Origin of the sequence: Cochlodiniinecator piscidefendens (assembly GCF_011326755.1) — a bacterium.
GTDB classification, from domain to species: Bacteria; Pseudomonadota; Alphaproteobacteria; order Rhodobacterales; family Rhodobacteraceae; genus Cochlodiniinecator; species Cochlodiniinecator piscidefendens.
The window spans coordinates 307,914-331,997 of the sequence record NZ_JAAOIE010000002.1; the positions used below are offsets into that span (position 1 = coordinate 307,914).

21 protein-coding genes and 2 tRNA genes are annotated in these 24,084 nt (G+C 49.6%); 11 read left to right on the forward strand and 12 right to left on the reverse strand.

The features are described from left to right. Position 1 precedes the first annotated feature (1 nt). Genes mreC through G9C99_RS06235 form a run of 5 tightly spaced genes read left to right on the forward strand, consistent with a single transcriptional unit; the run spans position 2 to position 5,567 of the window. Complete coding sequence (gene mreC / locus G9C99_RS06215; protein WP_166416589.1) at positions 2-916, forward strand: rod shape-determining protein MreC; 915 nt, start codon at positions 2-4, stop codon at positions 914-916. Next, a complete protein-coding gene (locus tag G9C99_RS06220) occupies positions 909-1,574 on the forward strand; it encodes a hypothetical protein (RefSeq protein ID WP_166416590.1) in 666 nt (221 codons plus the stop codon). Before mreC ends, G9C99_RS06220 begins: the two co-directional genes overlap by 8 nt. Then, entirely contained in the window at positions 1,571-3,493 is a 1,923-nt protein-coding gene (gene mrdA, locus G9C99_RS06225; protein ID WP_166416591.1) for a penicillin-binding protein 2, read from the forward strand. Before G9C99_RS06220 ends, mrdA begins: the two co-directional genes overlap by 4 nt. Further along, positions 3,490-4,629, forward strand: coding sequence for a rod shape-determining protein RodA (gene rodA / locus G9C99_RS06230; protein WP_166416592.1), 1,140 nt, complete (start codon positions 3,490-3,492; stop codon positions 4,627-4,629). Before mrdA ends, rodA begins: the two co-directional genes overlap by 4 nt. A 2-nt stretch (positions 4,630-4,631) precedes the next feature. Next, positions 4,632-5,567, forward strand: coding sequence for a 2-hydroxyacid dehydrogenase (locus tag G9C99_RS06235; protein ID WP_166416593.1), 936 nt, complete (start codon positions 4,632-4,634; stop codon positions 5,565-5,567). Between the two features lie 2 nt (positions 5,568-5,569). Here the strand turns inward: G9C99_RS06235 and G9C99_RS06240 are convergent, their stop codons facing one another. Both G9C99_RS06240 and G9C99_RS06245 read right to left on the reverse strand, forming a co-directional pair. Continuing rightward, on the reverse strand, positions 5,570-6,355 hold the full coding sequence (locus G9C99_RS06240) for an SseB family protein (protein WP_166416594.1): 786 nt from the start codon (positions 6,353-6,355) through the stop codon (positions 5,570-5,572). After that, on the reverse strand, positions 6,333-6,956 hold the full coding sequence (locus tag G9C99_RS06245; protein WP_166416595.1) for a uracil-DNA glycosylase family protein: 624 nt from the start codon (positions 6,954-6,956) through the stop codon (positions 6,333-6,335). Before G9C99_RS06245 ends, G9C99_RS06240 begins: the two co-directional genes overlap by 23 nt. A gap of 172 nt (positions 6,957-7,128) precedes the next feature. Here G9C99_RS06245 and G9C99_RS06250 point away from each other — a divergent pair, with 172 nt between their 5' ends. From G9C99_RS06250 to G9C99_RS06270, 5 genes are all read left to right on the forward strand, one after another. Further along, positions 7,129-8,445 carry a Na+/H+ antiporter NhaA gene (locus tag G9C99_RS06250; RefSeq protein WP_166416596.1) on the forward strand — a complete coding sequence of 439 codons (1,317 nt, stop codon included), beginning with the start codon at positions 7,129-7,131 and terminating at the stop codon, positions 8,443-8,445. Between the two features lie 209 nt (positions 8,446-8,654). Beyond that, complete coding sequence (locus tag G9C99_RS06255; protein ID WP_166416597.1) at positions 8,655-9,314, forward strand: ABC transporter ATP-binding protein; 660 nt, start codon at positions 8,655-8,657, stop codon at positions 9,312-9,314. Next, on the forward strand, positions 9,292-10,869 hold the full coding sequence (locus G9C99_RS06260) for a capsule biosynthesis protein (RefSeq protein WP_166416598.1): 1,578 nt from the start codon (positions 9,292-9,294) through the stop codon (positions 10,867-10,869). The genes G9C99_RS06255 and G9C99_RS06260 overlap by 23 nt, the downstream gene beginning before the upstream one ends. A gap of 66 nt (positions 10,870-10,935) precedes the next feature. Continuing rightward, positions 10,936-12,429, forward strand: a complete 1,494-nt coding sequence (locus G9C99_RS06265) for a phosphomannomutase/phosphoglucomutase (RefSeq protein WP_166417104.1) — start codon at positions 10,936-10,938, stop codon at positions 12,427-12,429. 113 nt (positions 12,430-12,542) lie between these two features. Next, positions 12,543-12,617: transfer RNA gene (locus tag G9C99_RS06270), tRNA-Gln, on the forward strand. Positions 12,618-12,893: 276 nt separating this feature from the next. Here G9C99_RS06270 and speB read toward each other — a convergent pair. From speB to G9C99_RS06305, 7 genes are all read right to left on the reverse strand, one after another. Continuing rightward, entirely contained in the window at positions 12,894-13,895 is a 1,002-nt protein-coding gene (speB, locus tag G9C99_RS06275; RefSeq protein ID WP_166416599.1) for an agmatinase, read from the reverse strand. A gap of 3 nt (positions 13,896-13,898) precedes the next feature. Next, positions 13,899-14,885: an arginase family protein gene (locus tag G9C99_RS06280; RefSeq protein WP_166416600.1), complete on the reverse strand. Its 987-nt coding sequence runs from the start codon at positions 14,883-14,885 to the stop codon at positions 13,899-13,901. Positions 14,886-14,950: 65 nt separating this feature from the next. Continuing rightward, a complete protein-coding gene (locus tag G9C99_RS06285) occupies positions 14,951-16,507 on the reverse strand; it encodes an ABC transporter permease (protein ID WP_166416601.1) in 1,557 nt (518 codons plus the stop codon). Continuing rightward, positions 16,504-17,553 (reverse strand): quaternary amine ABC transporter ATP-binding protein, encoded by a 1,050-nt coding sequence (locus tag G9C99_RS06290; RefSeq protein WP_166416602.1) that lies wholly within the window; start codon positions 17,551-17,553, stop codon positions 16,504-16,506. Before G9C99_RS06290 ends, G9C99_RS06285 begins: the two co-directional genes overlap by 4 nt. A gap of 67 nt (positions 17,554-17,620) precedes the next feature. Then, entirely contained in the window at positions 17,621-18,571 is a 951-nt protein-coding gene (locus G9C99_RS06295) for an ABC transporter substrate-binding protein (protein WP_166416603.1), read from the reverse strand. Positions 18,572-18,621: 50 nt separating this feature from the next. Further along, entirely contained in the window at positions 18,622-19,863 is a 1,242-nt protein-coding gene (locus G9C99_RS06300; RefSeq protein WP_166416604.1) for a Zn-dependent hydrolase, read from the reverse strand. Beyond that, on the reverse strand, positions 19,860-20,753 hold the full coding sequence (locus G9C99_RS06305; protein WP_166416605.1) for a dimethylarginine dimethylaminohydrolase family protein: 894 nt from the start codon (positions 20,751-20,753) through the stop codon (positions 19,860-19,862). Before G9C99_RS06305 ends, G9C99_RS06300 begins: the two co-directional genes overlap by 4 nt. Before the next feature lie 111 nt (positions 20,754-20,864). Here G9C99_RS06305 and G9C99_RS06310 point away from each other — a divergent pair, with 111 nt between their 5' ends. Next, on the forward strand, positions 20,865-21,767 hold the full coding sequence (locus G9C99_RS06310) for a LysR family transcriptional regulator (protein WP_166416606.1): 903 nt from the start codon (positions 20,865-20,867) through the stop codon (positions 21,765-21,767). 77 nt (positions 21,768-21,844) lie between these two features. Here G9C99_RS06310 and G9C99_RS06315 read toward each other — a convergent pair whose 3' ends face one another. The 3 genes from G9C99_RS06315 to G9C99_RS06325 all read right to left on the reverse strand — a co-directional run bounded on the left by G9C99_RS06315 (position 21,845) and on the right by G9C99_RS06325 (position 24,042). Next, entirely contained in the window at positions 21,845-22,711 is an 867-nt protein-coding gene (locus G9C99_RS06315; protein WP_231703999.1) for an FAD-dependent oxidoreductase, read from the reverse strand. Positions 22,712-23,051: 340 nt separating this feature from the next. After that, positions 23,052-23,127 (reverse strand) — tRNA-Thr (locus G9C99_RS06320). A 144-nt stretch (positions 23,128-23,271) separates the two neighbouring features. Then, positions 23,272-24,042: a hypothetical protein gene (locus tag G9C99_RS06325; RefSeq protein ID WP_166416607.1), complete on the reverse strand. Its 771-nt coding sequence runs from the start codon at positions 24,040-24,042 to the stop codon at positions 23,272-23,274. Positions 24,043-24,084: the final 42 nt, after the last annotated feature.

Here is a 24,084-nt window from a genome sequence, read left to right on the forward strand (position 1 = left end):
CGTGGCACGAGATCGAAACCCAAACGAAGAATACACACGCCCGATCCGACGCATTCTGATCGGGCTGTTCGTTTTATTCCTACTTGCATTATTTTTCCTATGGCGCATCGACAACCCACGTGTTGAACGGTTCCGTGCGTCATTGGTTGATCGGTTTGTACCTAGCTTTGAATGGGCCATGGCCCCTGTGACAGCCGTCACAAATATGGCGATCAATTACCAAAGCTATCAGCGCATTTACGAACAGAACCAAGAATTACGGCGTGAACTTCAGTTGATGAAAGCATGGCGCGAAGCAGCCCTACAGCTTGAACAACGCAATGCACGTTTGCTTGATCTCAACAATGTGCGCCTTGATGCGCAGCTGACCTATGTCACAGGCGTTGTGTTGGCAGACAGTGGTTCGCCTTTTCGCCATTCTGTTTTGGTAAATGTTGGCGAACGTGATGGCATCCGCGATGGATGGGCCACTATGGACGGCATCGGCATCGTTGGACGCATTTCAGGGGTTGGCCGAACCACGGCTCGGGTTATTTTGCTTACAGATACGAGCAGCCGCATTCCAGTTACGATCCAACCCTCTGGGCAACGTTCATTGCTTGCCGGTGATAACAGTTCGGCACCGCTTTTGGACCTTTTAGAAAACCCGGATCTCGTACGCCCCGGTGATCGTGTTGTGACCTCAGGTGATGGTGGGTTGTTCCCCGCGGGGTTACTGGTAGGCCAAGTGGCCCAAGGCCCAGATCGCCGCCTGCGCGTCAGATTATCTGCGGACTACGAACGGCTTGAGTTTTTGCGCATTTTACGCAGCCACGAATTGCAGGTAATCACGGACCACGGGGGGTTATTGGTCGATCCAGTTCCAGCTAGTCCCGAAGCTACCGCGGATGAAACCGAGGTGGAAAGCGATGGTTGATCCAATCACATCTCGCCTGTGGTTGATGCGCGCCTTATTTTTGGCAATGAGCATCGTTTTGATCTTTGCCCATCTTGTGCCATTACGTTTCTCTTCCACTGATGTAGAATTCAGCACTCAGATAGAGCTCACGGAAACGGGAAATGAAACATCAGAAGCCGAAATTGCAAGACAACGCGTAGAGGCAGATCGTTCAGTTCTAACGGCCGAAGAAGTTACACCAACATTACGCATAGCCCCCGATATTCTGCTCGCGATCACACTGTGTTGGCTCATCCGCCGGCCACGCTATGTTCCTGTGTTTTTAATTGGCCTTGTATTCTTGATGACAGACCTACTGCTCATGCGGCCCCCTGGTTTAATGGCTGCGTTGGTTGTTCTCACGACTGAATTTTTGCGCGCGCGTCTTCATCTGCTACGCGAACTCCCGTTTCTATTTGAGTGGGGGGTCATCGGAGGGGCAATCTTAGTCGTGTTTATTGCAGATCGCAGCATGCTTTCGCTTGCATTAACCGGCACGCCAACCCTGTCACAAACACTTGTCTTGGCCTTAACCACCTGGGCCGTGTATCCAATTGTGACCGTTGTCTCGAAACTTTGGCTCGGATTTGATAAAATGACTTCGGGTGAACTGACCGCAACGGGGCAACACACATGAGGCGCTCAGCAAAAGACACAGATTCCAGTGCAAAAGGCATTACACGCCGTGGCTTAGTCTTGGGTGGGATACAGTTGGCGTTTGCAGGTGTTCTTGCTGCGCGAATGCGCTACCTCGGCATTGAACAGGCGAGCGAATTTCGGCTCTTGGCCGAAGAAAACCGGATCAATATTCATCTGCTCCCCCCTGCCCGTGGATTGATTTTTGACCGCGAAGGTCGGCCGATTGCCGGAAATGAGCCAAACTATCGAGTGGTTATTCGACGCGAAGATGCGCGCGACTTAGATCAAGTCATGAACCGCCTTCAGCCGTTAATCGGACTTGATGAAGACAATATGGAACGTATCCGCCGCGAGCTACGCCGTGCAGGCCCATCTGTTCCGGTTACAATCGCAGATCGGCTAAGCTGGGAAGATCTGTCAAAAGTCGCTGTGAACACCCCTTCCCTTCCGGGCGTAACGCCTGATGTGGGCCTTTCACGCCATTATCCTCTCGACAAAGATTTCGCCCATGTTGTTGGATATGTTGGCCCGGTCTCTGACTATGATTTGTCACGGATTGAGGACCAAGATCCGTTGCTTCAAATTCCAAAGTTCCAAATTGGTAAATCAGGCGCAGAAGCCAAGTTGGAAGCGCAACTGCGCGGCTCCGCCGGCACCACCCGCGTTGAAGTCAATGCTGGTGGACGTATCATGCGCGAGCTCAGCCGCGAAGAAGGTCGTCCAGGAGATAATATTCAGCTCACTGTTGACGCAGCTTTGCAAAACTACGTGCAAGCGCGGCTCGAAGGTGGATTGAGCGCAGCAGCCGTTGTGATGGACACTGAAACCGGCGATATTCTTGCTGCGGGTTCTGCGCCAACATTTGACCCCAATAAATTCGTCCGAGGCATCTCTGTTGCAGATTATGCCGCCCTGACTGAAAACCCATATCGACCACTGGCTGGCAAAGCTGTTCAGGGCCTTTATCCCCCAGGTTCAACCTTTAAAATGGTGACGGCTTTAGCCGCGCTGGAAGAAGGTATCATAACGCCCGATGACACAGTGCGCTGCCTGGGACACGTTGAAGTAAGTGGACGTCGATTCCATTGCTGGAAACGTGCGGGCCATGGGACAATGGATTTATACGGTAGCCTACAACAAAGCTGTGATGTCTATTACTATGATATTGCCCAACGGGTTGGGATCGAAAAAATCTCTGAAATGGCGCGGCGGCTGGGCTTTGGTTATAAATTTGATCTGCCGATGTCTGCGGTGGCTGAAGGGTTGGCTCCAACAAAAGAATGGAAGCTCGCGCGACGTGGTGAAGATTGGCTAATCGGCGACACTCTGAATGCATCAATCGGCCAGGGGTTTGTGCTCGCTTCTCCCTTACAACTATCCGTTATGACAGCGCGCCTCGCAACCGGCCGTGAAATTATCCCAAGGCTGGTCAAATCAATTAATGGCGTTGAGCAAAACATAAGAGGTGGCGAAAGCCTGAACATAAACGAAAACAATCTCCGGCAAATTCGGCGCGCCATGTACGGGGTCTCAAACACCCGGCGGGGTACGGCCTATCGGTCCCGTATTGTCGAAGATGAATACCGCATGTCGGGCAAGACAGGAACCAGTCAGGTCAGCAACCGCGTTGTGCGCAACTCAGAAGTTCCGTGGGTACAGCGCGACCATGCCCTTTTCGTTGGGTTTGCCCCCTTTGACGATCCCAAAATATCCGTGTCAGTCGTGGTTGAACATGGTGGCGGTGGGTCTGCTGCTGCTGCTCCAGTTGCGCGTGATATCATTCTTCAAGCACTTTATGGCGGGGAGCCACCGCTTTCGGCTTATCCTAGTAGCGAACAACCCCGGATCGAACAAATTCGGCGCGGACTACAAGTGCGCGACCCCGAAGATTTTGAATTGGGGCGGACACGCGCATGAGCTTTCTGGAACATAACCTAAAAACTGTCCCGACAGGGTTTCGGAAAATTCTACATTTGAATTGGCCTATTGTCCTATTGCTAATGGCCATCTGTACCGTTGGTTTCATTATGCTTTACTCTGTAGCAGGGGGATCATTGCGGCCATGGGCAGATCCCCAAATCAAACGGTTTGCACTTGGTATGAGTTTGATGTTGATCATCGCCATGGTTCCCATTTGGTTTTGGCGCAATATGGCCGGGGTCGCGTATCTCGGGTCCTTACTGCTGCTTGTGATGGTGGAACTATTTGGTGCTGTCGGCATGGGGGCGCAACGCTGGATCGACCTAGGTTTTATGCGATTGCAACCATCCGAATTGACCAAGGTGACCTTGGTGATGATATTAGCTGCCTACTATGATTGGCTAGGTGTAGGCAAAGTGTCCCGCCCCATCTGGGTTATTATTCCACTTCTGTTGATCCTAATTCCGACCGCACTTGTCTTACGGCAGCCCGATTTGGGTACCGCAATTTTGCTGGTAACAGGTGGCGGGATCATAATGTTCTTAGCAGGTGTCAGCTGGTATTACTTTGGCGCTGTCATTGCCATAGCAACTGGCATTGTCGCCGCTGTTTTTAGGACGCGTGGCACCGAATGGCAGTTTTTGAAAGACTACCAATACCGACGCATCGATACGTTTCTAGATCCCTCTAGCGACCCCTTAGGCGCTGGATACCACATTACACAATCTAAAATCGCTTTGGGTTCAGGTGGGTTTTCTGGTCGGGGTTTTATGCAAGGCACCCAAAGCCGACTGAATTTCCTACCTGAAAAACATACCGATTTCATTTTCACCACTCTGGCCGAAGAATTTGGGTTTATTGGCGCTTTCTCGTTGCTAACGCTCTACCTGCTTGTTCTGGTTTTTTGTGCGGCTTCAGCCTTTTCTAACAAAGATCGCTTTGCATCGTTACTGACGCTTGGTGTTGCGGCCACGTTCTTTCTGTTCTTCGCTGTAAATATGTCGATGGTTATGGGGCTTGCACCCGTTGTTGGCGTACCTTTACCCCTTGTTTCTTATGGAGGTTCTGCGATGCTTGTGCTTCTGGTTGCCTTTGGTTTGGTTCAAAGTGCACACGTCCATAGACCGAGGTAAAAATGCCAATCAATGTTCTCTTTGCAGCCCGAGACGATAAATGGGAAACATATCAACCTGCATTGAACACTGCTTTTGAGCAGGCAGGGTTATCGGTCGATTTACATTGCAATTTTGACCACCCCGAAGACGTGGACTATATCGTATATGCCCCAAACGGACCTGTTACAGATTTCACCCCCTACACAAAAACCAAAGCCATCCTAAGCCTCTGGGCCGGGGTCGAAAATATTGTCACGAATAAAACTCTGACTCAGCCATTAGCGCGCATGGTTGATGATGGGTTGAGTGAGGGAATGGTCGAATGGGTGACGGGCCATGTTCTGCGCTACCATCTCGATATGGATGCAGATGTATGTGATCAATCTGGTGAGTGGGTTCCACATTACGGCCCTCTCGCGCGTGAACGCAAAGTTGCAATATTGGGTATGGGTGCGTTGGGCAAAGCCTGTGCGTTGGCACTAAAGGCTCTGAATTTTGACGTTATTGGCTGGAGCCGCCGCCCAAAAAAGATCAATAACATTCCATGTGCTCATGGTGATGACGGCCTTAAAAGCACACTGCAGCAGGCTGAAATTGTTGTATTACTTCTGCCTAAGACCGCGGAAACCGAAAATCTCCTAAATGCTGAGCGCATCTCGCTTATGCACAAAGGGGCCAAAATTATTAATCCCGGTCGTGGTCCCCTAATTGATGATGATGCGCTTCTTTCTGCATTGAACAATGGACAAATAGCCCACGCGACGCTTGATGTTTTTCGGGTAGAACCTTTGCCCAAAGATCATGCGTACTGGGCCCATCCCAATGTGACGGTCACACCTCATATTGCCGCCGATACCCGCCCGAACACTGCTTGCGCTGTTATAGCAGAAAACATTCAACGCGGCGAAGCTGGGCAACCATTTCTACATCTCGTGGATCGCAAAGCTGGATATTAACCCTAGCGCAATTTGGGCGGACTATTAGGATCCATACCCGGGGCTGACGGGCCATCATTGGCCGTGGGCTCTGGTAAATCAAAGCGCAAACCGACTTTGGCCAATGAGGCACAGATCGTGTCCGAAGCACGGAAAAACGCAACGTCTAATGCCCCAGCCTCAATCCCAGACAGCACAAGCGCATCTGACACCGCCTGAGCGATCGCACCTTCAGCACCGGGTGTCGCACCGACAATCCCTAAAAGATGCCCTTTGCGTCCGCTTTCGTATTCGACCCCAGCAACATAGGCCTGTGTGGCAAGACCTGCCATAAGGGCCAATTTACCGTCTAGTGCAACCATCAGTGTTTCAGGCAACCCAACAGGCGCGGTCAATGATTGTGGGGCTTCATCGACTTCTTCGGGGGAGGAAGCCAATGTTTCGGCCAACCATTCTATCGCCTCAGCAGGCAACAAAATTTCCGACGGCGCGACCTCTGGGTTCAAAGCGATGCCAATCCCTTCGCCCGCAAGCATACCCGAAAGAACACGACCAGACACAGATGCGTATGGAACGATCTCGCCTGCAAACTCAGCTAGACGTGCCTCCCGGTCGAACGCCAAAACAAAGGACTGACCGTCGACCTCAAACACCTGTGGTGCGATATTGTCACCGTCGGCTTCTTCGGCCAGTAATATGAAGAGTTCGCTTTCAGCTAGACGTGCATAGAAATTTAGCCGCGCCGTTTCATCGTCTGGATGTGTATCCATCGTCTGATGGGCCGTATCAATCGGCGTTAAATTCGTCATCGCTTAGCACCTTAGCTATCCGAGATTTGAGCGCAGGAAGAAGCTCTGTTTCAAACCAAGGATTTTTCTTTATCCACCCTGTATTGCGCCAAGACGGATGGGGCAAGGCAAAGACGTCAGGTGCGTGATCCCTCCAAGCCATCACAGTTTGCGTCACCCCCCCTTTGGCCGCAGTGCCCAAATGATATTTTTGGGCATAGCCCCCAACCAACAATGTCAGTTGTATGTTTGGTAAGACTTCTAACACCGGAGCACGCCAAGTGTCCGCGCAAATTTTCGGAGGTGCGAGGTCTGCTCCTTTTTCATTATAGCCAGGAAAACAAAATGCCATCGGGACAATTGCAATACTGTTCTGATCATAAAACTCAGAATCACTCAGTCCCATCCAATCTCTCAGCCGATCGCCGGAAGGATCGGTAAATGGACGACCTGAATCGTACACTCGCATTCCTGGCGCCTGTCCCGCGATTAAAATTCTTGCACCTTTGGAAAACCAAGCAACGGGGCGCGGTTCATGCATTGTGGCAGTTGCAAAAAATCGGTCTTTGCAGATGCAACAATTACGCAATTCATTATGAAGCTTATTAAAATTCGTGGTCATGTCACTTTATGAACGTTTATTTCTCTCGATTTCACCACTCTACAGCAATCTTACCAAAATTTCGCATTTCTCGATAACACCTTTGCGTTATCCAGCTGCTTTGTTACACATTTGGTTGCCCCCACAATGTGAATACATTATCCCGTGCCAAAAGAAGTGGGAGCCGTCGCAGATGTATCGTGTCTGGAATTTTGTTACGAACTATTCAATTTTGTTGATCCTCGGTGCGTTAATCGCGCTGGTTTGGGCGAATACCGATGCGAGTGGATATCACCACTTCATTGAAACGCCATTGTGGTTCAATGATTACATCGGAGTACATTACTCTCATTGGGCACATGCTTATGGTCACGGTGCCGAAGCGTACGAAGTCGGCGATGTCGAACGTGTTCTCACCCTTCACTACCTTGTAAACGACTTGCTGATGGCATTCTTCTTTGCCATCGCTGCAAAGGAAGTTTGGGAAGCTGTGATCCTGAAAAATGGTTCATTGCGCGGCAAAAAGGCGGCGACGCCTCTGTTCGCAACAGCAGGCGGTATGTTTGGTCCGATCGCAGTTTACCTAGGGCTGGCAGCGTTCATGGGGTCAGATGTATACGACGCCGTTGCAAATGGTTGGGCTATCCCAACAGCGACCGACATCGCATTTTCCTATCTTGTAGGTCGTATGGTGTTTGGCGCGGGTCATCCAGCGGTTCGTTTCTTATTGCTTTTGGCAATTGCCGACGATGCTGCAGGCCTCATTATTCTTGCCATTTTCTATCCATCTGGTGATCTCGCTCTGGAATGGTTGCTACTTTCGCTTGCCGCCGCGGTTGGTGTGTACGCGTTGTTCAACTGGCTGCCACGCGTGTTGGACAAAGGCAAAGAGCTACGCCCAATCTCAACTTTTGTGCGTCAAAAACTAAACTTCTTGCCATACCTCGTCGCAGCAGCGCTAAGCTGGTATGGCTTCATGAAGGCAGGTATCCACCCTGCGCTAGGTCTATTGCCGATTGTTCCGACAATTCCGCATGCAGATCGCGCCTTTGGTTTGTTCTCAGACGCTGAGAAGTATCTGACGGATTTGTTGAATGACATCGAACACAAACTGAAACACCCGGTTGAAATCATCCTATTCTTCTTCGGCCTCGCGAATGCTGGCGTGGAATTCTCAGCCATTGCAGAGCCAACATGGTTGGTCCTTGCTGGACTATTGATTGGTAAGCCCCTTGGTGTCTTGCTCTTTGGTTGGTTTGCTGCGAAACCTCTTGGCCTCGGATTGCCAGCAGGCATGCGCGTCGTAGATCTCATTGTCGTGGGCTGTGTTTCCGCAATCGGATTTACGGTATCATTGTTCATCGCAACCGTGGCCTTCAGCAACGAAACGCTTCCAAGTGGCGTATCTGTTCAGGACGCTGCAAAAATGGGGGCATTGTTCAGCTTTGCCGCGGCATTTATTTCGATAGTTGTTGGAAAATTGTTGCGGGTTGAGAAACAAGAACTCTAATTTCCCCCCATAAATACCTATATTGTTCAGAGAAACCGGTACAATTGTATCGGTTTTTTTGTTTTTTTTCCGCTATTGGTCGAAGAATTAACTATTCTCCGTTGTAAATTGATACGTGGTTCAGACATAATGATGCCCAAAAGGGTCTGTAGAATGATCCACGACATGTCCCGGAAAGGGACAGCGCACAGGCAGTTAAGGGCGAACCAATGCTCGAATTCGTAAACGTGAGTAAATCTTTTTGGACCGGAACCCAGCGCAAGGTTATTCTTGAGCAGGCGTCGTTTCGCGTCGAAATCGGAAACTCCATGGGGATATTGGCCGCAAACGGCACGGGCAAAACGACTCTCGTTAATATGATGGCTGGTATCGAAAAACCTGACGAAGGCGAGATAATCCGCACCTCCAAAATTTCGTTCCCATTGGGCTTCATGGGCGGGTTGATCCCAAAGCTTTCTGCCATGGAAAACTCGCGATACATCGCCCGCCTTTATGGCTTAGACCCAGATTATGTCGAAGCATTCTGCCGTTGGCTTTGTGGCCTTGAAGAATATTTCAACATGCCCGTTGCGACCTACAGTGCGGGGATGCGCGCCCGCTTTTCTTTTGCGCTCTTGCTTGCGCTTGATTTCGATATCTACCTGATCGACGAAGGCATGCCTGGCACAACTGATGTAGAATTCAATAAAAAGGCTGGTGAAATCTTACGGGAACGACTGGAAACAACAACGGTTATCATCGTCTCTCACAGCCCTCAAATCCTCGAAAAAATGTGCCGCTCCGCTGGCGTTCTTAAGAACGGCCGCCTGTATATGTTTGACACTTTAGAAGAAGCGAAACAGCTTTATGACTACGAAACCCAAAGCTAGAAAGTACCGGATCAGGCGTGGCAACACGGCTGGTACTGAGCAACAGCCAACCGAAAGCGCAGTCAACACAACTGCGCCGGGCACGCCTGCTCCGGCCCGCGACGGCCAAGTTTCAAGCGCCAGCGAGGTTTCCGTCGAAGAACAACTTGCCGATATCCGCCGCGAGGGATTAACCGGACGTCAATTGCGTATGGCCCGCCGTGTAGCGCAACGCAATGGTCTGGCTGCAACGTCTGATTATGATGCCATTCGTTTGCTGCGGGAAAAAGGTATCGACCCGTTCAAGCGATCAAATATGTTGGAGCTGGTTGTTGCGGGCGAAGACAATGCACTCACGCAAAACCTTCCGCAGACGGTAGATAAAACTGCTACGCCGCAAGTTCCATCAACAGAGGTGCGCGCTGAAAACAATCGCCTCCAAGAAATTCAACGTATTCAGTTAGACATCGCAAAGCGTCGTCGCCGCAAATTGGTCCTTTTGCTGGCCCGACTGGCATTCTTTGTTTTCTTACCAACCGCTTTGGCAGGATATTATTACTACAATATTGCCTCCCCGCTGTATGCAACTGTGTCTAAGTTTCAAATTCAGAAGGCCGACAATACCGGTACAGGCGCAGGCAGCCTGCTGGGCGGTTCCTCTCTTGCCAACATAACGGAATCTATTTCTGTTCAGGCTTTCCTGCAAAACAGATCAGCTCTGGTGCGACTAGATCAAGAGGCAGGGTTTATTGAACACTTTAGCGGCGATAACATTGATCCACTTCAACAACTTGAGCAGGATTCATCGCTCGAGGATGCTTACTCTCTTTACAGCAAATATGTGCTTATTTCGTTTGATCCAACCGAAGGTATTATCGGTATGGAGGTCTCTGCGGCCACACCTGAGGCCAGTGAAGAATTCTCACGAGTGTTAATTTCTCTTGCCGAAGAACATGTCGATAGCATGTCTCAACGCGTTCGTACGGATCAAATGAGCGGCGCGCGCGAAAGCGCGGAAGAAGCCGAGCAAAAGCTAGAAGATGCTCAACGCCATGTGGTTGCCTTGCAGGAGCAATATAACGTTATCAGCTCTGACACCACGGTTGGACTCATCACCGGGCAAATCAGCGCGTTGCAATCTCGTTTGACCGAGGAACGCCTAAGTTTGGCTGAACTTGAAGCGAACACCAATCCAAATCAGGCCAGGATCAACCCAATGCGTGGCCGTATCAGTAATTTAGAGACGATGATCGCCGAAGAACAATCCAAACTGACTGAAACATATCGCGAAGGTAGGTCTTTGGCTGGTATCACGGGTGAGCTTGAAATTGCACGTTCACAGGTGGAAATTCGCATGGCACTGGTAGGCCAAGCTGCGCAATCTCTAGATATAGCGCGCACTGAAGCAGAGCGTCAGGCTCTGTACTTGGTCGAAAGTGTTAGTCCGGTCCCCCCGGATGAACCCACCTACCCGCGTAGTTTTGAAAATACCATACTCGCGTTTCTGATCTTTTCTGGGATTTACTTAATGCTATCGCTCACCCTATCTATTCTGCGTGAACAAGTATCCTCATAATTCATTGGGGCTCCGAGAAAACTTTGAGCCCCAATTTAATTCCTTTTTACGGTGACCATAATGGCTATGCCTCCTAAAACTTCTGTTGAACAAAATTGCTGGGCGTTTTTGCGTGATGCGATGATTACACCCACTGGGTTTCGTGAATATGATGCGCGTTGGAAGTACCCAGATGACATAAACTTACCCGGAATTACGGCACTTGGCCTTGGGTTAGGTACACAAATGCACCTGCACGGGCTTAAGCCCGAAATCTCAGTCGGAAACGACTATCGCGACTATTCGCTTTCTATCAAAAATGCCCTGATGCTTGGCCTGATGCAGGCGGGTATTCATGTAAAAGACATTGGTCCAGCGGTGTCGCCTATGGCTTACTTCAGCCAGTTCCACCTGGATGTACCCGCCGTTGCAATGGTAACTGCCTCTCACAATCCAAACGGATGGACTGGGGTTAAAATGGGTTTTCAACGCCCATTAACCCACGGTCCAGACGAAATGAACGAACTGCGCGATATTGTGCTTCAAGGCAAAATGCAAACGCGTGAAGGCGGTAGCTATACCTTCGTTGATGGCGTGAAAGAAGCATACCTCGACGACCTGATCGGGGACTTTAAAATGTCCCGTCCGCTTAAGATCGTTTGTGCAACAGGCAACGGAACTGCCTCCGCATTTGCACCTGAGCTGTTTGAGCGGATCGGCGTCGAAGTTGTCCCATCACACAATGAATTGGACTACACATTCCCGCATTATAATCCGAACCCCGAAGCAATGGAGATGCTGCACGATATGTCGGCGTCTGTCCGCGCTTCAGGGGCTGACCTTGCACTCGGGTTTGATGGTGATGGCGACAGATGCGGCGTGGTCGATAACGAAGGTGAAGAAATTTTTGCGGACAAAGTCGGTGTTATCATGGCCCGAGATCTCGCAAAAATTTATCCGGGGTCAACCTTTGTTGCAGATGTAAAATCCACTGGCCTATATGCGTCAGACCCTGAACTCAAAGCATTGGGCGTTAAGGCAGACTATTGGAAAACAGGCCACAGCCACATGAAGCGCCGCGTGCACGAGTTGGGTGCGCTCGCGGGCTTTGAAAAATCTGGTCACTACTTTTTAGCTGAGCCTATTGGGCGTGGCTATGATTGCGGGCTGCGCGTTGCCGTAGAAATTTGCAAACTGCTAGATCGCAACCCGACCAAATCCATGGCCGATCTCAGACGCGCCTTACCTGAAACTTGGGCGACCCCTACAATGTCTCCCTACTGTGCCGACACAGAAAAATACGACGTATTAGAGCGACTGGTCGACAAGCTTCTCGCTCACGAGAAATCAGGTCAAACACTGGCAGGCCGTGCAATTGAAACCATTGTTACGGTCAACGGTGCACGCGTCATTTTAGACAACGGCGCTTGGGGATTGGTGCGGGCTTCTTCCAACACACCGAATCTGGTCGTTGTATGTGAAAGCCCTGAAAGTAAAGAAGAAATGGTCAAAATTTTCGAAGATCTTGACAAAATTATTCGTACCGAACCGTCTATTGGGGACTACGATCAGACGATCTAAGGGCAAATATATTGACGAGAGTAAGCCCTGCTAAAAAAAATGCGTATGAACTACTTTTTTCGCATTTCAGGGCTTGCACTACCCCGTCGAGCAACGTAATACCGCCCTACGGTTGGGGTGTAGCCAAGTGGTAAGGCAACGCTTTTTGGTAGCGTGCACCGTAGGTTCGAATCCTACCACCCCAGCCAATTTTCTATTAAATGAGATCACAAAATACCAAATCTTGATTTTCTAAAACACGCAAACTCCGCGCGTTACCATTAGGTTTAGTAACGCCCAACATTCCCAGATTTCGCAAATGAATATAACGCGGCCACTGTTTTATAGACCACGTTATATATCCTTATTGCGACTGAAGACATGCATGCCTAGCCTAGGTATCGCTCAGAGAACGGACGAGCCGTCGCTAGGCGTCAGAGGGCAGATACTGAAATCTAGCGCCCTCCGAATACATTTTTTCGTTGTCAAACAGCGTGGCTAGAACCGCGTATCTGTCGGTTCTTTGCAGCCTCGGCCAAAATACACATTAATTCAAACATCAACGAAATACCCAACCATGCTGTTCCACCCGCGGCATCAAATGGCGGTGCAACTTCGACCAAATCCGCACCAATCAAATTCACACCTGACAATTCCCGAATAACCTGTTGAGCCTGAAAGCTGTTTGGCCCTCCTATTTCAGGTGTTCCAGTTCCAGGCGCAAACGTTGGATCAACAAAATCGATATCATAAGTACAATACGTGGGCTGATCACCTACGATCTCACGTACTTCTGACATGACGTCTGCGATGCCCCTCTGAAATAGTTCTTCGATGCGAATAATTCGAATACCCTGAGCAATTCCCCAATCTATGTCTTCAGTATTATACGCCGTTCCCCGAATACCGACTTGGACAAAGCGCTTTGGATCAATCAACCCTTCCTCGACCGCACGCCGAAATGGCGTTCCATGAGTATATTTATGACCACCAAAATACGTGTCGAAGAGATCGGTATGACTATCAAATTGGATAAGCCCTAGTGGGCCATCACTAGCAAGCGCCCTTAAAATAGGCAACGTAACGAGATGGTCACCACCGGCAGTCATCGGCAATATGCCATTCTGTTTTAGACCAGAAAAAAAGGAAGTTACACGATCAAGACTGTCATGGATATCAACGGGGTTTGGTGGAACATCCCCTAAATCGGCGCAATTGAGTGAAGAAAAAGGGTTGATGCCATTCGCCGGATTCATTGCTCGGATCATGGTCGAGTAATCGCGCAATTGGCGTGGACCATGGCGCGCACCGGGTCGATTTGTCGTACCTCCATCCCATGGCACGCCAACCAATCCCATTTGCACATCGCTATAACGCGGATGTTCAGACGATACAGTGGGCAAGCGCATAAATGTGGGGACGCCGGCAAACCGGGCCAATTCCATCGCCGAAACGGGTTGAAAGAATGCATCGCTCTTAGTGTTCATCAGTCAAACTTTCGCTTCTTGAGTGTTTTCAGCCATCATCGAAATCATTTCGAACATCAATGCAGAGGCCGTGAGCGCGGTGATCTGATTGGGGCTGTCTTTTGTAGGCATCATGCAAACAATATCGGCACCGACAATGTTCAGGCCGCGCGCAGCTCTTAGCAGCGCTACCGCTTCATCTATATCGAACCCTTTTTCACCCGGTTCGATATTTGACACAGCGGGAGCGATTGTAGGATCAAGACAATCAAGGTCAAAGGTGATGTATACAGGGCGCCCGTCCAACACTGAACGGATTTGCGCCACCACATCATCAATGCCGCGTTTGCGAAATTCCTTCATGGTTACAACATTATATCCATATTCGTAGGATGGCTCCAGCCAATCCAGCGTACGCGCGTGCCCTCGTAATCCGATCTGCATTGACCGTGTCGGATCAACTTTCCCCTGATCCGCAAGATACGCCCCCCAATGCGCTGCCGATTTCTTTGCACCCAAGAAATGATCAACCTTCGTAAAGACATCTGTATGTGCATCAAAATGAAGGAACGAGATCGGCTCGCCGTTAGTTATTTTCCCACACCCAAGGGCCTGAACAATTCCACCAGTGATAGAATGGTCACCACCAACAGAAATCGGCCGCGCACCTGCCTCGTCGATTTTGGTGTAAAATCGGGTGATTTGTTCGATACAATCTTCATTGTCGTTCGCACGTGGAAAAGGGACATCGCCTACATCGGCTATTTTGGCGGCCGTCCACGGATCCAATTGAAACTCCCCATGCATTCTTCGCGCAACTGAGGAAACATTACGGACAGCTCTGGGGCCCAAATGCTGATCTCGTTCGGTTGTACCATTCCCTGTGGAATGTGGGACCCCTACCAGAGCGATATCTTGCCCTTCAGGACCTTCGTTTGGGCACCGAAACAAGGTGGGAATGCCCCACCAATAAAGGTTTTCCATCATAGAGTTAAGGTGTGTATCGGTCATATTTCTGTCCTTTAAAAAAATCCCCGATGCGCACGGTCGCACCGAGGAAGTCACGGAAAAAGGTATTATTCTTTGCCAATTTTTCTGCGGTACATGCCTTGGGCAATCCGATCGATCACCATCGCACAGAAGAGAATTGCGAGCCCTCCCAACAGGCCCTGCCCCTTGGCCGCGTATTGCAATGCTTCGAGGATCAATGCACCCAGCCCATCAGCCCCAATCAACGACGCGATCACCACCATAGACAATGACATGAGAATAGTTTGGTTAATGCCAGTCATGATGGACGGTAAGGCAAGCGGTAATTCAACATTGAACAGCAGCTGTCGTTTAGAACAACCGAATGCGATTGCTGCCTCTTTGGTCGTTTCAGGGACCCCTCGCATACCCAATGCCGTTAATCGGATCACAGGCGGCATCGCAAACACCAAAGTTGCAAGCACGCCGGGTGGTTTACCCGTGCCAAAGAACGCGATGATCGGAATCAAGTAAACGAATGCGGGCATCGTTTGCATAAAGTCCAATACCGGCTCAGCAAAAGCATAGGCGCGTTTAGATTTTCCGAACCAGATACCCAGAGGAATACCAAAGAGCACACATAAAAATGCCCCTGCCCCGATCAAGGCAATGGTGATCATGGACAATTCCCACAGTCCCATAAACGCCAAGTATGCTAATGATGCTGCAGTAAAGACGGCAACTCGTGGGCCAGCCAAACGTAGCGCCATAACAACGGTCACGAACATCACAACCGGCCAAGGTGTTTGGATAAGTAAAACCTCAAGGCCATCAAGTAGCCAGCGAATGCTCGCAGTCACCCCGTCAAAGACATCGCCAAAATTATTAGCTAACCAATCAAACCCGTCATCACCTTTCCTAGAAAGAAGTGCAAAATACTCCCGCCCTACTGGAAACTCTGTGATTGGGATACGATCGCCCAAAAGGCCACCTGTAACGTTCGCCACTGCTTCATCCGGTTTTGCGAAGGTGAAACGCACCAACGTCAGCGGCCAAATTGCAATGAGCCCAACAACCCCAAAAAACAGAGAGGTACGTTTCAAACCTGATTGCGCTTTTTCCCCAGCACGCCAGCGAAGATATTGCGCCTCATAAGCATAGTTAGCGTAGAAACCTTCGATCAATTTAACCGCCAACATGAGCGCAAGCCCCGTCAGCAAAATCATAGTCGCAGCACTATCTGCACTATTTGCAGCCTCTAGCGCTCTATCCGCGGCATTTCTGAGGTTGTTCGCAATATTGAGCTTTGCCTCAGCACCCGCAGCGTCACCAGCGGCCAAGAGCTCAGCAGCCTGTTCCTCGCGGCGTGCAATATTGCCCAACAGGCGTTCATGTCGCACCAATTGCTCTGCGCCCAATTCCCCCCAAAGTCCCCGTCCGATCTGAACGAGTGCAAATAGCTCCAATACAATAAATACCCAGAAAAAGCCCCATGCGCCTCGGATAGCCCCCCACAGGGGACCAAAAAGGGCAGCCATCAAGTTCCACGACCAAGTGAACCCGGTTTTTCCCTGAATTTTATCGAATTCGGCCTGATAATAGGTCGAGTTTTCTTGCACAAATGCAGAGACACTCTGATCTTTATTTCCAGCTATATCGGTCATGCCTTGCCTCCCTGAATGCCACGTAACAGCGTTGCACGATCCACAACGCCGATATCTTCGCCGTCGTCACTGGTGATAACGATGACATTTTCGGTCGTGACTGCGATATCAATCAGATGATCAAGGTCAGTGCCGTGATGTGCACGGGGGCTTTTTTCAAAGTTAACAGGCCGTGATGGCGTGTATTCATTCAAAGGTACCATAATTGAATGGGCAAAAACCAATTTCAGTTTGGAAATGCCCTCGACGAAATCACGAACATAATCGTCAGCGGGTTGTGTCACAATCTCTTCGGGAGTACCGATTTGAACAATCCGCCCATCCTTCATAATCGCAATTCTATTACCAATGCGGATGGCCTCATCGAGATCGTGAGTAATGAAAACCGTCGTTTTGTCCAGCTCTGCTGATAGCGCCATGAACTGATCCTGAAGTTGCCGGCGAATGAGAGGATCAAGCGCAGAAAATGGTTCATCCATAAGCAACACGTCAGGATCAGACGCCAAAGCGCGGGCCAAGCCAACTCTCTGCTGCATTCCCCCTGACAACTCGCGCGGAAACCGATCCTCAAAGCCCGTCAAGTCAACTTGCTCTAGGCATTTTTGCGAAACTTCCCAGCGTTTTGCTTTAGGTTCACCTCGTACTTGCAAAGGAAAACCAACATTGTCACGCACAGTGCGATGGGGCAGCAGCGCCATATGTTGGAACACCATCCCAATCTTTTTTGCGCGCATTTCGCGTAGCGCATCTCCGGAAAGATTAAGCATGTCATTTCCCATAACCGAGATACTTCCCGCTGTGGGCTCAATCAGCCGATTGAGATGGCGCACCATTGTCGATTTTCCGGAGCCAGACAGCCCCATGACACAGAAAATTTCGCCACGTTTAACTGAAAACGAAACATCGGCTATTCCGACCACACACCCAAATTCTTGCAACACTTCTGCTTTGGACAAATTTCGTTCGCGGATAGCGGCCATGGCAGCGTCCGCCTTGGAACCGAAAATTTTCCATACCCCGTCAAGGGTGATTACGTCATCATTCATGTCAAACCCTCAGACACGCTTGGAACTTCGGGCAAAGCATTCGCCCGAAGTCATCTTTCAAAAGTGGTTAGTTAAACCAAGAATCCACAAGGTCTGAATTTGCGTCGACCCAATCGCGCGCAAATTCCGCCGGATCAGTTTGATCAACCGACAATGCATAAACAATTGCGTTCACTTGCTCTGTGGTCAGCATAACATTAGACAGCATTGCTGCTGCTTCAGGTTGGTTTTCGGCGAGAGCCGTAGCATAAACCACATGCAACTTGGCAGCGTCCCATGCAGTCGGCGCTGTAGAGTTTTCCAACCAATTCGGGTCATCAGTTGGTTGGCTAATTGTCCACTGTGCTTCGTCGTATGCCGGTTCGTTCAACGGAACCAAATCATATAGCGAGAACATGTGATGCGGAGTGTAGCAATAGAATACGATATTTTGTCCTTGAGCTACTGCATTATCAACTTGTGCAAGCGCAAGGGTTTCATCCATTTCCATCAAATTCATGGTCTCGGCATAACCATATGACTGAGCACGAATTTTTTCGATATTGGTGGAGGCCCATCCAGCACCGCCGATCCACATCTCACCACGGCCATCGCCATCGGTATCAAAATTTGCCGCCATATCGGGGTCGGTCAAATCTGCAAGATCAGAAATTCCAGTGCGTTCCTGTGTATCACGTGTGACGCAGATTTGCTGATCTGAAAGAACCGCATTTGGATTAAACGCAACGGATCCTTTTCCTTCTGCATATGTATCATGCAAATTCTGTTGGTTTGGCATCCAAACTTCAGGGTGCACATGCATTGCACCTGAATCCATCGCCTCAAAAATAATTGGGTTCGTGCCATTTTGCAGCTCGACTGACAAACCCAGATTGTCTTCAAGCGCGACTTTCAGAATGTGTGCTGTACCGCGTACAGAGGCCCAATTAGGCACTCCAATGACAACATCCTGAGCCACTGCAGCACCACCGATAACTGTAGTTGCAGCTGCTAATGCAAAGGTCCTTGCTCTCTTCATCTTTAACTCCCTTGTTGTGTGATCTTAGTTTTTTGTACTTTGACGACTGATCAATTCTCCAAAGCTGTTTGTGCTGAAAGCTCCAGCGCAGCGCGCAATAGTACGTTGCAACCGGCGGTCAGGTGCTCGGGCTCTGCCCATTCTGCCTCGTTGTGGCTAAGCCCGTCTCGGCATGGAACGAAAACCATGGCTGTTGGAATTTTTCGTGCAACCTGACAAGCGTCATGTCCCGCACCAGAAACCATCTGTCGATAAGGCAGGCCGACGGAGGCAGCCGCCTGTTCCACAATCGATACACACGTTGCATCAAACTGAACTGGCGGATTATGCCAAACCATATCAATGTCAATTTGCACATTTGTTTCGAATTCAGCTGCACTTCGAAATGCAGCATCCATTGCACTTAAGATGTGGTCGTCGGGATGGCGAAAATCGATGGTAAAGCGCACCTCACCCGGAATGGTGTTTCGGGAATTAGGCAATACACTGACCTCGCCAACGGTTCCAACTCCGTGTGGCCCGTGCGCCAAAGCTATTTCTTGAACTTTAGCGATCAAAGATGCGGCGGAAACCAACGCATCACGTCGGCCCGGCATAGGCGTTGATCCAGAATGTGCATCTTGGCCTGTAACAGTGATATCATACCAACGTTGGCCTTGCCCGCCAGTTACTACACCGATGACTTCGTCGTTTGCTTCAAGAATTGGACCTTGCTCGATATGTGCTTCTAAAAACGCACCCAATTTATGCTCACCACATGGAATGGGCCCTGCATAATCGATCCGATCCAACTCATCCTTTAAAAGGGCACCATCCGCATCTTTTTGGTTCAGCGCAAACTCAAGCGAAAACAGGCCAGCATAAACCCCAGAGCATAACATTGCGGGTGAAAACCGCGCTCCTTCTTCATTGGTCCAATTCACCACCTCGATTGGCGCATCCGTTTCCAACCCCAAATCATTCAACGTCCGAATGACCTCAAGCCCTGCGAGCACACCGTAAACACCATCAAACTTACCGCCGTGCGGCTGCGTGTCTAAATGGCTGCCTATCGCGATGGGGGGCAGATCAGGATTACGTCCTTCCCGCCTCCCAAACATATTACCAAGTCGATCAACAACCACCGTACAACCTGCGTCTTCACACCAGCGGCGAAACAGGTCGCGGGCACGTTTATCGCCATCAGACAACGTTAACCGCCCGCACCCCCCGTTTGGCAAAGCATCAATCTTTGCTATCTCCATGATGCTATCCCACAAACGGGTGCCATTTATCTGAAGATCATTGATCATACTTCGTCCCGGCACAAAGCTTGGCTGAGACAGTGAACGCCACCACCACCGAGCGTAAACATCGACATATCTGGGTCATACACTTCAAAGCCCAACGCGCGCATTTTCCCGTTGAGTTCAGTCGCCCCAGCCATCGACAATACTTTGCCATCACCGAGTGCGACTAAGTTAACACCTAGGTTCTTTGCTTCGCGGTATTCAACTTCAACAATGTCAATGCCCCACCCCCGTACAACATCAACCAGCCAAGGCTCCATCGCATCAACGCAAGCCACGACCAGCTTTTCGGCAAGCGGAACAATGAGGCCATCCATATGAACAAATTCCCGGCTTATCGGCGCAGTAACGGCTTCCCATCCTTCGGCGCGCACGAATTCGGCAACCTGTTCGGAACCTTCTTTTTCTGAGCGTTCCCCGCAGTATCCGATTAATACGCGACCTGGCTCAATGATATTGAAATCACCGCCTTCAAAATGCCCTGCAGTGGCAAACTTCCAAATCGGAATATCATTTTCCTGATAGAATTTGATCGCAGTAGCATAATCAGCTCGGCGGCATTTTAACTGCATATGGCAAATCAGTGCGCCCCATGGCGTCATCGCAGAACTGTCGCGTGCAAAGAAATTCCGATGGAGTGCTTCGTCGCTATCCAGATAATAACACTTCGTGCCATTTTCTTCAAAGATTGACACCATCTCCGCATGTTGCGCTTGGGCACGCTGTAAATCAAACCGCACCCCAGTTTTTTCGGCATTCGCCAAAGTACGTCCGATTAACGGCCCTGCATCAACCCACTTAAAGTAATCAGGGCGTCCAAGCAGCACATCGTGAAGCTTGCCGTAATCGTTGTTTATGCCCCATTTTTTGGCTTGTGTTCCGTCGCTTGTCATTCCGCAGTCTTTCTCTCACTGGTGTTTGGCCGAGTGTTCTCCGATTTATTGCAGAAATAAATTACAAATAACGGTATTTAATTTGTATATTTATACAACTATAGTTCTTCTATGGCTGTTCCTTCTTTCTCCAAAGCTGACATTCATTTGATGCATGTTTTTTCAACGGTAGTTGAAGCAAAAGGTTTCTCTAACGCTCAGATTATACTCAATGTTTCAGCATCCACCATTTCCCGGCAAATAGCTGATCTTGAAACACGCTTAGGGATGCGATTGTGCTACCGTGGACGTCGCGGTTTTCGATTGACTGACAAAGGTGCCATTGTTTATTCCGCTGCGCGCACACTTTTTTCAGCGCTGGATCAATTTGGTGAAACGGTCAATGAAACGAGAGGAAAGCTTGTCGGGAAGCTTGCGCTGGCGGTGATTGACAACTGGGTATTGAACGACAATGCACTCATTCACAACGCGTTGTCTGAATTTGTCCAAGCCGCCCCCGATGTATCGATTGAACTACATTCTTTAGCCCCAGACGATATCGAAACAGCGGTTCAAGATGGTTATGTTTCCCTAGGCATCGGGGTGTTCCACAATCATAAACCCGGCCTTCTTTACGAAGAACTTGGACAAGAAAAAATCGGACTTTATGTCGGGCGCGGAAATCCATTGTTTGACGTACATCGGGGCGATCGTGCGGATAAGCTGTTAAAGCAAGCCAACTTTGCCAAACGCGCATATTTGAATGAAGAAAGAGTGGCACCGATTTCTCAGGGCATCACATCAAATGCCGTGGCGCACCAAATTGAAGGCATAGCGATGCTTATCCTTACAGGTAAATATGTAGGCTATCTTCCGCAAAGCTTGGCGAACGTTTGGTTGCAAAGAGGACAAATGCGATCTGTCTGCAATGGAAAGCATGACCTTGGCTCAGAAATTAAACTCGTTCGAAAACGTGGTGAAGACCCTAACCTAGTGGTCAGTACCTTCATGGATTGTTTACGTGCCCAAAATTAGTGGTTTGAATTCAAATATGGTTGCATCGCGCTTGAAGCTTCATTGACACAGCGCATCGCCAAACTCAATTTGCACCTCTACAATTGCAACCCAACTTTTAGCCCGTCAAATACAGCCTCTTCTGCAGTGCGTGGTGCAATGCAATCCCCCACCAGATAATGCTCGAGCCCCATTCCCCGCACCAAATCCTCTACACTATTCTGCGGAACATGCCCCTGACACAAAACCAAAGTGTCGACCTCTTCACAAATCACTGCTTCGTTGCTCATTATATGTTGAAGATAAACACTGTCCTCATCTGCGCCAAACAGGCGCATGTACGGAAGCATTTCAACACCAAGACTGTGTAAACGACCAATACTCGCGTCTCGTACATACATCTGAATCGTTTGCCCCGGCATATACCCGTTCACGGCCAACCGTACCTGATGCCCGTTTTGGGCCAGTAATTCCGCAACACCGATCCCGATCCAATCTGCACGCCAATCAGCAACGACTACAGATTTACCGACTTTGGCATGTCCTTGCAAAACCTGCCATGCATCAACAACGGCGGCGGTATAGCGCCCCTCGAACTCGGGCCAACGGGGTGTCGCGCCCGTCGCGAGAACAATTGCATCAGGTGCAAACTCTTCGATGACTGAACAGTCAACAGATACGCCTTTGCGGATGTTCACACCGGCGAGTTCCATTTCCCGCGTCAAATTGGTGATAATTCCACCAAATTCAGCCCGATGCGGTAAAAGCTGGGCCAATCGCGCCTGTCCTCCGAGTTGCTTTTCACGCTCAAACAAAGTGACGTCATGTCCGCGCTCAAACCAAGCAAGCAAATTCTTGATATCGCAATGTCGATGCTGAAAGACGCATGGGATCAACGCGGTGATCAAGCCAAACAGGCGAAAGCTGAAATCAAACGCCAGCACAAAGAGTTGGATAAGCAGCAAGATACACTTGTTGAGCGCATGGTTGAAACATCGAATCCGAAGGTCATGGCTGCGCTCGAAAACAAGATTGCTAAGCTGGAAGAGGGCAAGATTTTACTGACCGACAAACTTTCACAGAACGTCAAATCCAAAGGCACACTCGGAGAAATTATCGAACTATTGCGAAATTACCTCGCAAACCCTTGGAATATCTATGAAAGTGGAACACTCGAAGTGCGCAAAACTATCCAGAAAACGGCGTTTGCAGCCCCATTGGCATACGACCGTGAAAACGGTTATCGAACTCCGCAAGCATCTGTAATATTTGAGTTTTTTGAGAAAATCACATCAAAATGTGAAATGGTGCCCCCACACGGACTCGAACCGCGGACCTACTGATTACAAATCAGTTGCTCTACCAGCTGAGCTATAGGGGCGCTACGACGTTGTCGTCGCTTGGTAGGGAGGCTATTAAATACATTTGAAAGTGAGTGCCAGCAAAAAATTCATGTTTGGAGAACTTTTTTTTCGAGCTCTTTCAAAACATCCAATTTTTGTTGGTCTTTGGCGGAAAACGAAAATTATTTTAAATCATCGACGGCCTTTCCGACGCGAAACGGAGCAGCGAATGCAACCAAACATATCGCGATAATTTGCAAAGCGAGAACCTGAGCATTGGATTGCAAGAATTCCCATTCTGCCTTTAACTCGATCAATTGCTCAATCAAGCTCTTGTATGTGTTCGCGATGACCTGAAACTCCGCTGAAATCCCTAGAAAAGCCGGCGATTGCTGTAATGCCTCCTGAGCTCGCATCGTTTCTTCATCTTCGGAATCAAAAGCCAGAAGTTCGGGCCTATACCGCCCAACCTCTCCCACCATCGTATCGTAATTCCGTTGGCTGACACCCCCACCAAAAACAGATCCGAGCGACAATTGAGGCGTCGCAACTTCAGCCACTTCCAAGAATAGTGGGAGTTCACGACTCCCTGCAGTGGAAGCAGATAAAAACTCTACTTTTTCGCAAAGTGTGAGCACATGGGGACGCAAGATAGGCCCCTGCCCGTCAACTTCACAATATTGCAAACGAAACCTGGCAGCATCACGTTCAAATTCTTGAGTGATCGCATAAGCAACATCAATTTGGCGGTTCAATTGCGAGGAGTCTTCGCGATGAATACCCGCCAGCAAAGCCACCAATGCCCCGAGCCCCCCCAACAAGACCCAAACCAAATCAGCAACTTTCCAAGCGTAAGTGGTACAGCGGCAGGACAGCATATAAACCGTGCAGCAAGTTCCAACAAAGAAACACGCCAAAATCAATAAGATTTGGAATTGGATTACGAACTGCATGCCACACCTATTCTCATGTTCTGTAGGAGTGTATCAGGTTAA

What these genes read in the sequence shown, in the direction of transcription:
- G9C99_RS06310 (WP_166416606.1), top strand. Translation starts at nt 20,865, where the DNA reads ATGGCTGTTCCTTCTTTCTCCAAAGCTGACATTCATTTGATGCATGTT.
- mrdA (WP_166416591.1), top strand. Translation starts at nt 1,571, where the DNA reads ATGAGGCGCTCAGCAAAAGACACAGATTCCAGTGCAAAAGGCATTACA.
- G9C99_RS06240 (WP_166416594.1), bottom strand. Translation starts at nt 6,355, where the DNA reads ATGACGAATTTAACGCCGATTGATACGGCCCATCAGACGATGGATACA.
- speB (WP_166416599.1), bottom strand. Translation starts at nt 13,895, where the DNA reads ATGAACACTAAGAGCGATGCATTCTTTCAACCCGTTTCGGCGATGGAA.
- G9C99_RS06285 (WP_166416601.1), bottom strand. Translation starts at nt 16,507, where the DNA reads ATGACCGATATAGCTGGAAATAAAGATCAGAGTGTCTCTGCATTTGTG.
- G9C99_RS06260 (WP_166416598.1), top strand. Translation starts at nt 9,292, where the DNA reads ATGACTACGAAACCCAAAGCTAGAAAGTACCGGATCAGGCGTGGCAAC.
- G9C99_RS06295 (WP_166416603.1), bottom strand. Translation starts at nt 18,571, where the DNA reads ATGAAGAGAGCAAGGACCTTTGCATTAGCAGCTGCAACTACAGTTATC.
- G9C99_RS06220 (WP_166416590.1), top strand. Translation starts at nt 909, where the DNA reads ATGGTTGATCCAATCACATCTCGCCTGTGGTTGATGCGCGCCTTATTT.
- G9C99_RS06290 (WP_166416602.1), bottom strand. Translation starts at nt 17,553, where the DNA reads ATGAATGATGACGTAATCACCCTTGACGGGGTATGGAAAATTTTCGGT.
- G9C99_RS06280 (WP_166416600.1), bottom strand. Translation starts at nt 14,885, where the DNA reads ATGACCGATACACACCTTAACTCTATGATGGAAAACCTTTATTGGTGG.
- G9C99_RS06250 (WP_166416596.1), top strand. Translation starts at nt 7,129, where the DNA reads ATGTATCGTGTCTGGAATTTTGTTACGAACTATTCAATTTTGTTGATC.
- G9C99_RS06305 (WP_166416605.1), bottom strand. Translation starts at nt 20,753, where the DNA reads ATGACAAGCGACGGAACACAAGCCAAAAAATGGGGCATAAACAACGAT.
- G9C99_RS06265 (WP_166417104.1), top strand. Translation starts at nt 10,936, where the DNA reads ATGCCTCCTAAAACTTCTGTTGAACAAAATTGCTGGGCGTTTTTGCGT.
- G9C99_RS06255 (WP_166416597.1), top strand. Translation starts at nt 8,655, where the DNA reads ATGCTCGAATTCGTAAACGTGAGTAAATCTTTTTGGACCGGAACCCAG.
- G9C99_RS06325 (WP_166416607.1), bottom strand. Translation starts at nt 24,042, where the DNA reads ATGCAGTTCGTAATCCAATTCCAAATCTTATTGATTTTGGCGTGTTTC.
- G9C99_RS06300 (WP_166416604.1), bottom strand. Translation starts at nt 19,863, where the DNA reads ATGATCAATGATCTTCAGATAAATGGCACCCGTTTGTGGGATAGCATC.
- rodA (WP_166416592.1), top strand. Translation starts at nt 3,490, where the DNA reads ATGAGCTTTCTGGAACATAACCTAAAAACTGTCCCGACAGGGTTTCGG.
- G9C99_RS06245 (WP_166416595.1), bottom strand. Translation starts at nt 6,956, where the DNA reads ATGACCACGAATTTTAATAAGCTTCATAATGAATTGCGTAATTGTTGC.
- G9C99_RS06235 (WP_166416593.1), top strand. Translation starts at nt 4,632, where the DNA reads ATGCCAATCAATGTTCTCTTTGCAGCCCGAGACGATAAATGGGAAACA.